This is a genomic window from Brevundimonas subvibrioides, from assembly GCF_027271155.1.
GTDB classification, from domain to species: domain Bacteria; phylum Pseudomonadota; class Alphaproteobacteria; order Caulobacterales; family Caulobacteraceae; genus Brevundimonas; species Brevundimonas subvibrioides_D.
In genome coordinates this window covers 1,246,219-1,259,186 of sequence record NZ_CP114542.1, presented here as the reverse complement: position 1 = coordinate 1,259,186, position 12,968 = coordinate 1,246,219, and the positions used below count along the sequence as shown (strand labels likewise).

Below are 12,968 nucleotides of genomic sequence, written 5' to 3'. Positions count from 1 at the left end.
CGGGTCTATCCTGCGTTCGGCGAGAGCCTGAGGGCGACGCTCGAAAACGTCAGCAGATCATCAAGGCTGAGCCGGATGACGCTTTCGACCACGGTGATGTCCAGATCGATGTATTGATGCACAGCCACGTTTTTAAAGCCCACCATCTTCATGAGGACTTCGCCCAGCGCATTGTCGATCAACCCGGCGCGGGTCAGCTGATCGAAGGGCTCGCGGGTGTTTGCCGGTGCCCCCAGCCCTTCCAGTTGCACCAGCCGGAACGCCATGTCGATCGTCGCCTCACAGGCGCGCTGGACGTTCAGGACGGCGGCGTCCTGCCGCGTGAACTCCGTAGCGAAATCGACGCTTTCAGCCAGTTCTTCCCGGGCGCGGGCGATGCAGCGTTCAACGGTTTGAGCCTTGGCGACAAGAATGTCGTCGGTCACGCCAGTACCCGCCCGCGCGCCACGATGTCGGCTTCTATGCCCCTGCGCCGCGTCTTGAGGTCCTCGTAGTCCCGCATCAGACGGATCTCGGCCAAATCGGCGGTGATGGGTTTCAGCGTGGCGAGTCGCCGCCCTTCGAGCAGAACCTGCCGTCCGAGAATGGGCGAAGCCGTCATCAGATCGACCAGGTCGACGTCGATCTTCAACATCGCCTCGACCGCAAGACGAGCCTCGTGGCGCACCATGGGGCGCACGACAGCGTCCGATATGAATGCCAGATCCAGATCGCTGTCAGCGCGCGCATCGCCCCGGGCGGCGCTGCCAAACACATAGACAGCGGCGAGGCCGGGGATCAGGCGCTCCAGAATCGGGACGGCGGCGTCTGGCGACATGGGCTGAGCCTAGCCCTTCCCCCGCCCCCTGCCAAACCGCCCTATTCCGCCGCCATATTGTGGCCCTCGGGGGCGGTCCAGCGCAACCTGGGCGAACGCGCGGCGCGGGTCTCGTCCAGACGACGCAGGGGCGCATGGAAGGGCGCGCCCTTGAAGCGTTCGACCTCGCCGGCCTTCGCGGCCGCGGCCAGCAGGCGCAGGGCGTGGATGAACCGGTCCAGTTCGGCCTTCGATTCCGTCTCGGTCGGCTCGATCAGCATGGCACCATGAACGACCAGCGGGAAATACATGGTCATCGGATGGAAGCCCTCGTCGATCATCGCCTTGGCGAAGTCGAGCGTGGTGATCTCCGTGCCCTTCAGCCATTCGTCGTCGAACAGGGCCTCGTGCATGCAGGGGCCATCGGGGAAGGCGGCCGACATGACGTCGGACAGCCGGGCCTTGATGTAGTTGGCGTTCAGGACCGCGTCCTCGGCCACCTGACGCAGGCCGTCTGAGCCATGGCTCATCATGTAGCTGAGCGCCCGGACGAACATCCCCATCTGGCCGTTAAAGGCGCACATGCGGCCGAAGGCCTGGGCCGCCTCGTCCTCCTCGCGCTCGATCAGCTTGAAGCCGTCGCCGTCATTGACGACCCAGGGGGCCGGGGCGAAGGGGGCCAGGGCCTCGGACAGCACCACCGGACCGGCGCCCGGCCCGCCCCCGCCGTGCGGGGTGGAGAAGGTCTTGTGCAGGTTGATGTGCATGGCATCGACGCCCAGATCGCCCGGCCGCACCCGCCCGACGATGGCGTTGAAATTGGCCCCGTCGCAGTAGAAATAGGCTCCGGCCTCGTGCGTCAGCCGCGCGATCTCGACGATGTCGCGCTCGAACAGGCCGCAGGTGTTGGGGTTGGTCACCATGATGGCGGCCACGTCCGGCCCCAGCCTGGAGGCCAGGTCTGCGACATCGACGCGGCCGTCGTCGGTCTGGGCGACCTCGACCACCGTATAGCCGACGAAGGCGGCGGTCGCCGGATTGGTCCCGTGGGCCGAGGTCGGCACCAGCACCTTGCGGCGCACCTCATGCTGGCCCGAGGCCTCATGCGCGGCGCGGATGGCCATCAGTCCGCACAGCTCGCCGTGGGCCCCGGCCTTGGGCGACATCGCCACCGCCGGCATGCCGGTCAGGGTCTTCAGCCAGTGGGCCAGGGTATCCATCAGCTCCAGCGCGCCCTGCACGGTCGAGATGGGCTGCAGCGGGTGGATGTCGGAGAAGCCCGGCAGACGCGCCATCTTCTCGTTCAGCCGCGGATTGTGCTTCATCGTGCACGAGCCCAGCGGATACAGGGCCAGGTCGATGGCGTGGTTCTTCTGGCTGAGGCGCACATAGTGGCGCATCGCCTCGGGCTCGGAGAGCCCCGGCAGGCCGATGGGATCGCGCCGCACCAGAGCGCCCAGATCGCCGCCATCCGACGTCGGCTCCGGCAGATCGACCCCGGTCTTGTACCAGCCATCCGTCTCGAAGATCAGCAGCTCGTCCTGCAACAGGCCGCGCCCGCCCGTCAGGGTCGGATGTTTGTAGTCGTGATCGACGACAGTGGGGGCGGTCGGGCGGCCGACGGTGTTCATCGTGCTCATCTTCAGGCTCCCAGGACCTTGGTCAGCGACTTGGCGAGGATCTGGATGTCGGCATCCAGCGTCGTCTCGGTGGCGGCGATCAGCAGGACGTCGTCCCACCTTTCACCATTGGGGCCGACGCCGGGGGCCAGACGGCTGTAGGGCACGCCGGCCAGAATGCGGTGGTTGCCCAGCGCCTCGACCACCTCGGCGGCGGGCCTGGGCAGGCGCACGGCGAACTCGTTGAAGAAGCGCGGCGTCAGGATCTCGACACCGGGGATGGCGGCCAGGGCATCGCGCGTGGCCAGCGCCTTCTCGTGGTTCAGCAGGGCCAGTTTGCGCAATCCCGTCTCGCCCAGCAGGCTCATGTGGATCGAGAAGGCCAGGCAGCACAGGCCGGAGTTGGTGCAGATGTTCGAGGTCGCCTTGTCGCGGCGGATATGCTGTTCGCGGGTCGACAGGGTCAGGACGAAGCCCCGCTCCCCGTCCGCATCCACCGTCTCGCCGCACAGGCGACCGGGCATCTGGCGGATCAGGCTTTGCTTGCAGGCGAACAGGCCGACATAGGGCCCGCCGTAGTTCAGGGCATTGCCGATCGACTGGCCCTCGGCGGCGACGATGTCGGCCCCCATCTCGCCCGGCGACTTCAGCAGACCCATCGACACAGCCTCGGTCACCACGACGATCAGCAGGGCCCCGGCGGCCTTTGCGGCCTCCGCGATCTTCGTCACGTCGGTGGCGGTGCCGAACACGTTCGGGGTCTGGACCACGACGCAGGCCGTGTCCCTGTCGATGGCGTCGATCACGGCGGCCTCGGCATCGATCGCGGCCGGCAGGCTGACGGTCTCGACGCCCACGGCATGAACGACCGTCTCCGACGCCCGGACATAGTGGGGATGCACCCCGCCCGAGAAGACCGCCTTGTTCCGGCGCGTCACCCGCGTGGCCATCAGCACACCCTCGGCCGTGGCGGTCGAGCCGTCGTAGAGCGAGGCATTGGCCACCTCCATCCCGGTCAGGTTCGCCACCTGGGTCTGGAACTCATAGAGGTACTGCAGCGTCCCCTGGGCGATCTCGGGCTGATAGGGGGTGTAGCTGGTCAGGAACTCGGACCGCTGGATGATGTGGTCCACCGTTGCCGGCACATGGTGGCGATAGGCCCCGGCCCCGCAGAAGAACGGCACATCCCCCGCCGCCGTGTTCTTGCCCGCCAGCGCCTTCAGCGCCCGCTCGACCTCCAGCTCGCCCATCACGCGGGGCAGGTCGACGAAGCCGTCGCGCCGCGCCGCCCGGGGCACGTCCACGAACAGGTCGTCGATGGAGGTCACGCCGATGGCGGCGAGCATCGCCGTGCGGTCGTCGGGGGTCAGAGGCAGATAGCGCATTCTGTTTTTTTCCGCTCATCCCCGCGAAAGCGGGGAACCAGTGCTTTGGGCGAAGACTGTCGCCGGGGAGGTCGAACCGCTCATCCCAGCCACCCTGCCTCACGACAGAACCGGGTCCCCGCTTTCGCGGGGATGAGCGGAGATTTTACAGCGTGGCGAGGAACGCGTCGTAGCCGGCGCGGTCCATCAGGCCGTCGATCTGCGAGGCATCCGACACCTTGATCTTCGCGAACCAGCCCTCGCCTTCCGGGTCGGCATTGACGGTCTCCGGCGCGCTGGCGAGCGCCGCATTGCCCTCGACCACCTCACCCGACACGGGGGCATAGACGTCAGAGGCCGCCTTCACGCTCTCGACGACGGCGAAGCTGTCGCCCTTGCCGAAGGTCTTGCCGGCTTCCGGCGTCTCGACGAACACGACGTCCCCCAGCTGGTCGGCGGCGTGCTTCGTGATGCCGACGGTGGCGATGTCGCCATCCAGCCGGACCCATTCGTGATCGCTGGTGAAATGCATGGGGTGTTCCTTCTTCGTCATCCTCCGGCTCGACCGGAGGATCAGGCTGCGGGTTTGCGGTGGTAGCGTTGGGCGACGAAAGGCATGTCGATGACCTCGCACGCCGAGGCCCTGCCGCGCACGATGACCTTGAGGTTGGTGCCGAGGGCGGCGTGCGACGGCGGCACATAGCCCATGGCGATGTTGCGGCCGAGCGTAGGCGACGGGCCGCCCGAGGTGACCACGCCGATCACCGTGCCGTCCGCATCGGCGATCTCCGCACCCTCGCGGGCCGGGGCGCCTTCCTTGACGCTGAGGCCCACGCGGACCCGCGACGGGCCCTCGGCCAGCTCCTTCAGGATGCGCCCGGCCCCGTTGAAGTCCGCGGCGTCCTTCCTCGATTTCGACAGGGCGAAGGTCAGCGCCCCCTCGACCGGCGAGGTCGTCGCATCGATGTCGTGGCCATGCAGCGGCAGCCCGGCCTCCAGACGCAGGCTGTCCCGCGCGCCGAGGCCGATCGGCTTGACCCGGGCGTCTTGCAGTATGGTGTTCCAGATCCGTTCGGCCTCGGCGGCCGGCACGGAAATCTCATAGCCGTCCTCGCCCGTATAGCCCGAGCGCGAAACGTAGCAGTCGACCCCGAACAGCATCAGACGGGCGCAGTCCATGAAGCCGAACTCGGCCAGCACCGGCTCATGCGCGACCATCACCTCGGCCGCCTCGGGTCCCTGAATGGCGATCAGGGCGCGGTCGTCGAGCACAGTCAGGGTCGCGTCACCCGACAGATGAGCTCGCCAGAACGCGAAGTCCTCGTCCTTGTTGCCCGCGTTGACGACGATATAGAGTCCGCCGTGATCGGGCTTTCCGGCCATCAGATCGTCGATGATGCCGCCGCTCTCGTTCAGCAGCAGGCTGTATTTCTGACGCCCGGCCTTCAGCGCGGCATAGTCGCCGGGCACGAACCGCTGGAACTGGGCGATGGCATCGGCCCCGGTCAGCCTGGCCTGGCCCATGTGAGAGACGTCGAACAGACCGGCATGCTCGCGGGTCCAGCGGTGCTCGGCCAGCACCCCCTCGTACTGAACCGGCATGTCATAGCCGCCGAACCCGACCATGCGCGCGCCCAGTGCACGATGCGCGGCGTTCAGGACGGTCGTCTTCAGCGTCGGGTCGGTCATTCTGTCAGACTCTCGGGGTCGCGTGTTGAGGCGGAAGGCTCCGCCGCCATCTGCGCCCCCGCTGTCCGTGAAACCTGAGAGATTCCGCCCCGTCCCGGCTCGGCGGGTGCCGTCCGGGATGACAGGGCTTGCTCCGTCGGCGCACCCTCGAAGGGTGACTTTCCAGCGTCCGAGTGTCCTCGCGGTCCGTTTGCCTGAGCGTTTCCGGGGCGGTTGCGCCTTCGGCTCCGGGTCCGTCCGAAAGTGGGAGGCTGGACGGCCCGATCTCTCCCGCGAGAGCGAGACGACCTAGGCCCCGACTCTGCCGCCAAGTCAAGCGCGGCAAACCGACCTCGGAACCACACGCCGCGCTCCGGCCGGGATGACAAACGTCAGGCCGCGTAGGCCTCGACCTCGGCGATCCGCGCGGCCTTGTCGGCCTCGCTCAGGAAGGAGCCGGCAAAACTGTTCTTCGCCATCAGCGTCAGCTGCTCTTGCGTCAGGCCGACGGCCGCCGTCAGTTGCCGATAGTTCTCGTTCACATAGCCGCCGAAATAGGCGGGATCGTCCGAGTTCAGCGTGACCCTGATCCCCTGGCGCAGCATCTCCGGCACCGGGTGGTCCTTCAGGTCGTCGACGACGCAGAGCCTGTGGTTCGACAGCGGACAGACAGTCAGCGTCATCCCCTCGGCCACGATCCGGCGCACCAGTACGGGGTCTTCCATCGACCGGTTGCCGTGATCCATCCGGTCGATGCGCAGCAGATCGAGCGCCTCCCACACATAGGCCGGCGGACCTTCCTCGCCTGCGTGGGCGCACAGCTTCAGACCGAGGTCACGCGCGGCGGCGAAAACGCGCTGGAATTTCGACGGCGGATGCCCGACCTCCGACGAATCCAGCCCCACCCCGACGAAATGATGCAGATACGGCCTGGCCATCTCCAGCGTGGCGAAGGCCTCTTCCTCGCTGAGGTGCCGAAGGAAGCTCAGGATCAGGCCCGACGTCACGCCCAGCTCGGCCCTCGCCCGGTCCATCCCCGAGATCAACCCCTCGACCACCACCCCGAAAGGTACGCCGCGATCGGTATGGGTCTGGGGATCGAAGAAGATCTCGGCGTGGCGCACAGTGTCCGCCGCCGCCCGCTGGAAATAGGCGAAGGCCAGGTCCTCGAAATCCTGCCGCGTCAGCAGCACGTTCGCCCCCGCATAGTAGATATCGAGGAAATCCTGGAGGTTGGAAAAGTCATAGGCCGCCCGCACGGCCTCGACGCTGTCGAACGGGATCGCGACCCCGTTCCGCTCGGCCAGGGCGAACATCAGCTCCGGCTCCAGCGAACCCTCGATGTGCAGATGCAGCTCGGCCTTGGGCAGGCCGTCGATGAAGGCGTTCAGGTCGGTCATGGTCGCTCCGTTGACCGCGAGCAGACTACATCCGCTCCGGTGCGTCGATCCCCAGCAGGCCCAGCGCGATCACCAGCTGGTCCAGCGCCGCCTTCGACAGGGTCAGCCGCGAGGCCACCGTCGCCGCATCCGCCGCCGCAAGCACCGGGCAGGCCGCATAGAATTTCGAAAAGGCCTGCGCCAGCCGATAGGCGTGCTCGGCGATCACATGCGGGCTGCGCTTGTCATAGGCCTCGCCGACCGCCTGGTCGAAGGCGTCCAGCGTCAGGGCCAGATCGCGCTCGGCGGGTTCGGAGATCGCCACCAGCCCGGCCCTGGCTCCCTGCTCGCCCGCGCGGCGCAGCAGCGATTTGATGCGCACGACCTGGTACAGCAGATAGGGCCCGGTCTTGCCCTCGAAGCTCATGAACCGGTCCAGGTCGAAGACGTAGCTGGTCGTGCGGCTGTTCGACAGGTCGGCGAACTTCAGCGCCGCAATGGCCACCTTGTGCGCCGTGTCCTCGAACGTCGCCGCGTCCAGATCGGCCCCCAGTTCGGCCTCCCGCAGGCGGTCGCGTGCCTTGTCGGTGGCCTGGGTGATCAGATCGTTCAGCTTCAGCACCCCGCCCGCCCGGGTCTTGAACGGCTTGCCGTCCGTGCCGTTCATCGTGCCGAAGCCCAGATGCTCGAGCGCACCCGGCTCGGCATAGCGGGCCAGGATGGCGGCGCGGAACACCTGTTCGAAATGCTCGGCCTGCCGCTCGTCGACGACGTACAGGATCAGGTCGGGATCGATCCGGTTCTTGCGGTCCAGGATCGTGGCCAGGTCGGTCGTGCCATACATGGCCGATCCTTCCGAGGAGACGACCAGCAGTGGCGGCGGGCTGGGGGCCTCGACCACCGAACCGTCGGCCAGCTTCTTCTTGCGGGTCTCGCCGGGCCGGGCGACGTGCACCACCTGGGCTCCGTCGTCCTCGACCAGCAGGGCCTTGGTCTTCAGGTCCACGACCATGCCCGCGATCAGGGGATCGGCGTCGCTCTCGCCGTTCCACAGGTCGAAATCGACGGCCAGGGTGCCGTATTCCCGCACCAGGGCCTCGCGACTGACCGCCACGAAATGCCGCCACAGCGCCAGATAGCCGGGACGGCCGCCCTGCAGTTCCGCTGTCGCCTTGCGCGCCCGGTCCCGGAACGCGGGGTCTTCCTTGGCTCGCCCGGCGGCCAGCGGGTACAGCCGGTCCAGATCGGCCAGGGTCACCGGGCTTTCGGCCGGAAACGGCCCCTCGCCCTCGGCCATGAAGGCGTCGGCCAGACCCTCGTCACCACAGGCCACGATCAGCAGCCCCATCTGGAAGCCCCAGTCGCCGAAATGGGCGTCCCCGGTTACGGCATCGCCCCGGAACCGGAACAACCGCTTGAGGCTCTCGCCGATGATCGCGCTGCGCAGATGGCCGACGTGCATGGGCTTGGCCACGTTCGGCCCGCCGAAGTCGATGACCACCTTGCGCGGCGCAGCGACCGGCGAGGCTCCGGCCCGGTCCGCATCCGACGCCACCTCGGCCGCCCGCGCCGACAGGGCCGCATCGGCGACCTTCAGATTGATGAAGCCGGGTCCCGCGACCTCGACGGCGGCCAGACGGTCGTCGCCGCCCAGCCGTCCGGCCACCCGGCCCGCCAGTTCGCGCGGATTGGCCTTCAGCGCCTTGGCGGCGGCCAGGGCGCCATTGGACTGGAAGTCGGCCAGGTCCGGGCGGTCCGAGGTCGTGACCCGCGCCAGGCCCGCGTCCACGCCTTCGGCGGCGAAGGCGGCCGCGACCGCTTCGCCGAGTGCGGTCCTGAGGTCCGTCATTGGGCCGGAGGGGTCGCCGTGGTCGTGCCGGCGGTGATCCGGAAGCGGCTGCCCGAACGGTTGAACTCGGCCATTTCAGGCGTGACCTCGAAGCCGACGAGGATTTCGAAATTGCCGCCGCTGGTCGTCGCCGACGCGCGCGGGATGACCACGGACTGTGCTTCGGTCACCGACGTGGTCGAGGACCCGTCGAAATTCACCGGCAGATCGAAATACTCCTTGGCCAGGACAGCTTCATTCCGTTCCGTGACCGCGATCCAGTAGCGATAGGTGCGCCGATCGCCCTGGGCCATCGGGCCGCGCCCCAGATCGAACAGGATGTTCATCTGGACCTCGATCGGGTCGTCGTTGAAGTAGCGGCACCCGGCCGTCACGCCCTGGATTTCGCCGGTATAGCCGACGGCACTGGCTGTGGCGCGGCCTCCGTCCAGCTCGACATAGCGCGCGGCATCGTACAGCACCTTCACGAACGGGCAGGGTCCGGCATTGGGGCGGGTACGGAGCGGCGCGATTCGCGGGGGCCGCGCCTCCTGCTCGTCTTCCCGGTCCTGTTGCTGGCCCTGGCGGTCACGCTGGCTCTGGCTGCTCTGGGCGGAGGCGGCACCGGCGGAGGCGAGAACGGCCAGGGCGGCGAGGGCGACGGTCGCAAGACGCATGTATCGAAATCCGGAAATCTGAACCGCTGGCGGGAAACCCGGTCAGGCTTCCCGCCTGATAGCGGCTAAAGCGAGGCGTCGCAAACCGTGAAGCCCGTCCCGGTGGCGAGGAAGCCGCAGAAGGACTAGGTTCGGCGCATGGACGCTCTCGACCCTTCGCCCGTCGCCGCCTCGCTCGCAGCCGCCCGTCCGCTGACCGTGCGCATGGCCACGCCGCGCGGCTTCTGCGCCGGGGTCGATCGCGCCATCCAGATCGTCGAGCGTGCGATCGAGAAGTTCGGGGCGCCCGTCTATGTCCGCCACGAGATCGTCCACAACCGGCATGTCGTCGACCGGCTGAAGGGTCTGGGCGCGGTCTTCGTCAAGGAACTGGACGACTGCCCGGACGACCGGCCCGTGGTCTTCTCGGCCCACGGCGTGCCCAAGTCGGTGCCGGCCACGGCCCGGGCGCGCGACCTGCTGTTCCTGGACGCCACCTGTCCCCTGGTGTCCAAGGTCCATGTCGAGGCCGAGCGCCATCACGCCCAGGGCAAGCACATCATCCTGATCGGCCATGCCGGCCACCCCGAGGTCGTCGGCACCCTGGGCCAGTTGCCCGACGGCGCGATCAGCCTGGTCGAGACGGTCGAGGACGCCATGGCCTTCCAGCGTCCCGGCGACCAGCCCCTGGCCTATGCGACCCAGACGACCCTGTCGCTGGACGATACCTCCGAGATCGTCGGCGTGCTGAAGCGCCGGTTTCCCGAACTGCCCGATCCGCACAAGGAAGACATCTGCTACGCCACCACCAACCGGCAGGAGGCGGTCAAGCAACTGGCCGACGGGTCCGATCTGGTGCTGGTGGTGGGATCGAAGAACTCGTCCAACTCCGTGCGTCTGGTCGAGGTGGCCCTGCGCGCCGGGGCCCGCGATGCGCGTCTGATCGACGATGCGACCCAGATCGACTGGAGCTGGTTCGAGGACGTGGACACGGTCGGCGTCACGGCCGGCGCCTCGGCACCGGAACCGCTGGTTCAGGCCGTCGTCTCGGCGATGCAGGCGCGGTTCGCCGTGACCCTGGCCGACGATCCGGGCGAGCCGGAAACCGTCACCTTCAAACTGCCCCGCGCCCTGACGACTTGAACCGGCTCAGGCGAACTCCACCAGCACGTCGTCGGCTGCGACCGGATCGCCGGCCTTCGACCCCACAGCCTTCACCACCCCGTCGCGTTCGGCCTTGAGGATGTTCTGCATCTTCATGGCCTCGATCACGGCCACGGTCTCGCCGGCCTTCACCTCCTGGCCGACTTCTACGGCGATGGAGACGACCAGGCCCGGCATGGGCGACTGGATCAGCTTCGAGGTATCCGCCGCCTGTTTCTCGGGCAGGCGGGCGAACAGCTCGGCCATGCGGGGCGTCAGGACGCGGACGCGCGCGGTGACCGGGCCGGTGCGGATGCGGAAGCCGTCGGCGATGCGGGCGACCTCGGCGGTATAGGGTTCGTCGTCCAGCACGGCGCGGAACTGGGCCAGACCCGGATGCCAGTCGATTTCCGACAGCTGCAAGGCGCGGTCCTGGCCCGCCAGCTCCAGCGTCAGCGCCTCCCCGTCGTCGTACCCGAGCGACACCCCGTGCGCGTCGCGGTCGATCAGGACGATCCAGTCGGTGCGGTCGGACGGGTCGCCGGACTGTTCGGTCAGGATCTCGTTCATCGCCGCGGCCGTGGCGATCAGGATGTCGGTGCGCCGCCGGTCGGGGGCCACGCCCCTGAAGCCGTCGGGGAACTCGTCCTTGATGTAGCTGGTCGACAGGGCGCCGGAGCGGAACCGCTCCTGATCCATCACGGCGGCGAGGAAGGGGACGTTGTGGCCGACGCCCTGCAGATGGGTGTCCTCCAGCGCGCGCTTCATGCCGTCGATGGCGGCGATCCGGGTCGGGGCCCAGGTGTTCAGCTTGGCGATCATGGGATCGTAGAACATCGAGATCTCGTCGCCCTCGCGGACGCCGGAATCGTTCCGGACCACATAGCCGTCCTGTTCGCCTTCCTCGGGCTGGTCATAGCGGACCAGACGTCCGATCGAGGGCAGGAAGCCGCGATAGGGATCCTCGGCATAGATGCGGCTCTCGATGGCCCAGCCGTTGATTTTCAGATCGTCCTGACCGAAGGCCATCCGCTCTCCGGCGGCACTGCGGATCATCTGTTCGACCAGATCGACGCCGGTGATCAGCTCGGTGACCGGGTGCTCCACCTGGAGCCGGGTGTTCATCTCCAGGAAGAAGAAGCTGCGGTCCTGACCGGCCACGAACTCCACCGTCCCGGCCGAGTCGTAGTTCACCGCCCGGGCCAGGGCGACGGCCTGTTCGGACATGGCCTTGCGCGTCGCGTCGTCCAGCAGGGGCGACGGTGCCTCCTCGATGACCTTCTGGTTGCGGCGCTGGATCGAGCATTCGCGGTCGAACAGGCTGACGATGTTGCCATGCTTGTCGCCCAGCACCTGGATCTCGATATGGCGCGGGTCGATGATGAACTTTTCCAGGAACACCCGGTCGTCGCCGAACGCCGTCAGGGCCTCGGCCTTCACGGCAGAGAACCCCTCGGCCATGTCGGCGTCGGAATGGGCCACGCGGATGCCCTTGCCCCCGCCCCCGGCCGAGGCCTTGATCATGACCGGATAGTCGATCTCGTTGGCGATCTGGATGGCGTGTTCGTCGCTTTCGATCAGCCCCATATAGCCTGGCACGGTCGAGACGCCCGCCTGGGCGGCGAACTTCTTGGACGTGATCTTGTCGCCCATGGCCTCGATAGCGTGGGGGTTCGGGCCGATGAAGGCGATGCCCTCGGCCTCCAGCCGCCGGGCGAAGACGGGGTTCTCCGACAGGAAGCCGAAACCCGGATGCACAGCCTCGGCCCCCGAGCGACGCACCGCCTCGACGATCCTGTCCTGCACCAGATAGCTCTCGGACGCCGGCGACGGCCCGATATGGATCGCCTCGTCCGCCATCTCGACCGCCATCGAGCCTGCGTCGGCGTCGGAGTGCACGACCACGGTCTGGATGCCCATCCGACGGGCCGTCCTGATGATCCGGACGGCGATCTCGCCCCGGTTGGCGATGAGTATTCTGGAGAACATTCTGGCCTCTGCTTGCGGCTCAGGGCTTAGCGAGACGCGGCGGGCAAGGCAAACCGTGGGTGGGACGTCCGTGTCACGACCCCTCTCCCGGAGGGAGAGGGCTTGAGCGTCCAGGAGCGCAGCGATTGGAAACGCGAAAGGGTGAGGGGTAAAGCCCTCACCGGTTGGCAGCCTAACCCCTCACCCTTTCGGCTTGACGGATCGCTCCGCTCCCCGAGCCTCAAGCCCTCTCCCTCCGGGGGAGGGAGCGGAGATGCGGACCCACCTTCTTCTCCAGCAGCGCCACCAGCTCGGGCTGCATGAAGGCGTAGTCGTCGGGGATGTCGAGGCACACCACCCGCGCCCGTTTCAGGCTCTTGCGAAACCGCCGCTGCAGCTTCGCCCGGTGCGTCCGCTCCATGACGAAGACGATGTCGGCCCATTCGACCAGTTCATCGGTGCAGGGCTCGTCCGCATCGGGGGCCAGCCCCGCCGACGCTGTCTCCACCCCCGGCCAGGCGGCGAACACCTGCTCCGCCGTCGGCGA

The 12,968-nt window shown here is 67.7% G+C and carries 12 protein-coding genes and 1 riboswitch; of the genes, 1 reads left to right on the top strand and 11 read right to left on the bottom strand.

The annotated features are described in order from the left end of the window. Positions 1 to 5 precede the first annotated feature (5 nt). The 9 genes from hepT to O3139_RS06225 form a co-directional block, all read right to left on the bottom strand. Positions 6 to 425, bottom strand: coding sequence for a type VII toxin-antitoxin system HepT family RNase toxin (gene hepT, locus O3139_RS06265; RefSeq protein WP_269516138.1), 420 nt, complete (start codon positions 423 to 425; stop codon positions 6 to 8). Next, the gene (mntA, locus tag O3139_RS06260; RefSeq protein ID WP_269516137.1) at positions 422 to 817 is read right to left on the bottom strand and encodes a type VII toxin-antitoxin system MntA family adenylyltransferase antitoxin; all 396 of its coding nucleotides are present in this window, start codon (positions 815 to 817) and stop codon (positions 422 to 424) included. Before mntA ends, hepT begins: the two co-directional genes overlap by 4 nt. A gap of 41 nt (positions 818 to 858) precedes the next feature. Beyond that, positions 859 to 2,436, bottom strand: a complete 1,578-nt coding sequence (gene gcvPB / locus O3139_RS06255) for an aminomethyl-transferring glycine dehydrogenase subunit GcvPB (RefSeq protein WP_269516136.1) — start codon at positions 2,434 to 2,436, stop codon at positions 859 to 861. A gap of 2 nt (positions 2,437 to 2,438) precedes the next feature. Next, positions 2,439 to 3,800 (bottom strand): aminomethyl-transferring glycine dehydrogenase subunit GcvPA, encoded by a 1,362-nt coding sequence (gcvPA, locus tag O3139_RS06250; RefSeq protein WP_269516135.1) that lies wholly within the window; start codon positions 3,798 to 3,800, stop codon positions 2,439 to 2,441. Between the two features lie 145 nt (positions 3,801 to 3,945). After that, positions 3,946 to 4,311, bottom strand: coding sequence for a glycine cleavage system protein GcvH (gcvH, locus tag O3139_RS06245; protein ID WP_269516424.1), 366 nt, complete (start codon positions 4,309 to 4,311; stop codon positions 3,946 to 3,948). 41 nt (positions 4,312 to 4,352) lie between these two features. Then, on the bottom strand, positions 4,353 to 5,468 hold the full coding sequence (gene gcvT / locus O3139_RS06240; RefSeq protein WP_269516134.1) for a glycine cleavage system aminomethyltransferase GcvT: 1,116 nt from the start codon (positions 5,466 to 5,468) through the stop codon (positions 4,353 to 4,355). Between the two features lie 172 nt (positions 5,469 to 5,640). Beyond that, a riboswitch (glycine riboswitch) is annotated at positions 5,641 to 5,751 on the bottom strand. 88 nt (positions 5,752 to 5,839) lie between these two features. Continuing rightward, positions 5,840 to 6,847, bottom strand: a complete 1,008-nt coding sequence (locus O3139_RS06235) for an adenosine deaminase (RefSeq protein WP_269516133.1) — start codon at positions 6,845 to 6,847, stop codon at positions 5,840 to 5,842. Between the two features lie 25 nt (positions 6,848 to 6,872). Next, the gene (gene argS / locus O3139_RS06230) at positions 6,873 to 8,675 is read right to left on the bottom strand and encodes an arginine--tRNA ligase (RefSeq protein ID WP_269516132.1); all 1,803 of its coding nucleotides are present in this window, start codon (positions 8,673 to 8,675) and stop codon (positions 6,873 to 6,875) included. Beyond that, complete coding sequence (locus O3139_RS06225; protein ID WP_269516131.1) at positions 8,672 to 9,331, bottom strand: Tat pathway signal sequence domain protein; 660 nt, start codon at positions 9,329 to 9,331, stop codon at positions 8,672 to 8,674. Before O3139_RS06225 ends, argS begins: the two co-directional genes overlap by 4 nt. A gap of 138 nt (positions 9,332 to 9,469) precedes the next feature. On the opposite strand from O3139_RS06225, the gene ispH reads away from it, so the two are divergent. After that, on the top strand, positions 9,470 to 10,453 hold the full coding sequence (ispH, locus tag O3139_RS06220; RefSeq protein WP_269516130.1) for a 4-hydroxy-3-methylbut-2-enyl diphosphate reductase: 984 nt from the start codon (positions 9,470 to 9,472) through the stop codon (positions 10,451 to 10,453). 6 nt (positions 10,454 to 10,459) lie between these two features. Here the strand turns inward: ispH and O3139_RS06215 are convergent, their stop codons facing one another. Continuing rightward, positions 10,460 to 12,442: an acetyl-CoA carboxylase biotin carboxylase subunit gene (locus O3139_RS06215; RefSeq protein ID WP_269516129.1), complete on the bottom strand. Its 1,983-nt coding sequence runs from the start codon at positions 12,440 to 12,442 to the stop codon at positions 10,460 to 10,462. 220 nt (positions 12,443 to 12,662) lie between these two features. Then, complete coding sequence (locus O3139_RS06210) at positions 12,663 to 12,950, bottom strand: low molecular weight protein tyrosine phosphatase family protein (RefSeq protein WP_269516128.1); 288 nt, start codon at positions 12,948 to 12,950, stop codon at positions 12,663 to 12,665. Positions 12,951 to 12,968: the final 18 nt, after the last annotated feature.

Coding starts and splice junctions, on each gene's coding strand:
- gcvH (WP_269516424.1), bottom strand. CDS start 4,311: ATGCATTTCACCAGCGATCACGAATGGGTCCGGCTGGATGGCGACATC.
- O3139_RS06235 (WP_269516133.1), bottom strand. CDS start 6,847: ATGACCGACCTGAACGCCTTCATCGACGGCCTGCCCAAGGCCGAGCTG.
- argS (WP_269516132.1), bottom strand. CDS start 8,675: ATGACGGACCTCAGGACCGCACTCGGCGAAGCGGTCGCGGCCGCCTTC.
- gcvT (WP_269516134.1), bottom strand. CDS start 5,468: ATGACCGACCCGACGCTGAAGACGACCGTCCTGAACGCCGCGCATCGT.
- mntA (WP_269516137.1), bottom strand. CDS start 817: ATGTCGCCAGACGCCGCCGTCCCGATTCTGGAGCGCCTGATCCCCGGC.
- O3139_RS06225 (WP_269516131.1), bottom strand. CDS start 9,331: ATGCGTCTTGCGACCGTCGCCCTCGCCGCCCTGGCCGTTCTCGCCTCC.
- O3139_RS06215 (WP_269516129.1), bottom strand. CDS start 12,442: ATGTTCTCCAGAATACTCATCGCCAACCGGGGCGAGATCGCCGTCCGG.
- gcvPA (WP_269516135.1), bottom strand. CDS start 3,800: ATGCGCTATCTGCCTCTGACCCCCGACGACCGCACGGCGATGCTCGCC.
- gcvPB (WP_269516136.1), bottom strand. CDS start 2,436: ATGAGCACGATGAACACCGTCGGCCGCCCGACCGCCCCCACTGTCGTC.
- ispH (WP_269516130.1), top strand. CDS start 9,470: ATGGACGCTCTCGACCCTTCGCCCGTCGCCGCCTCGCTCGCAGCCGCC.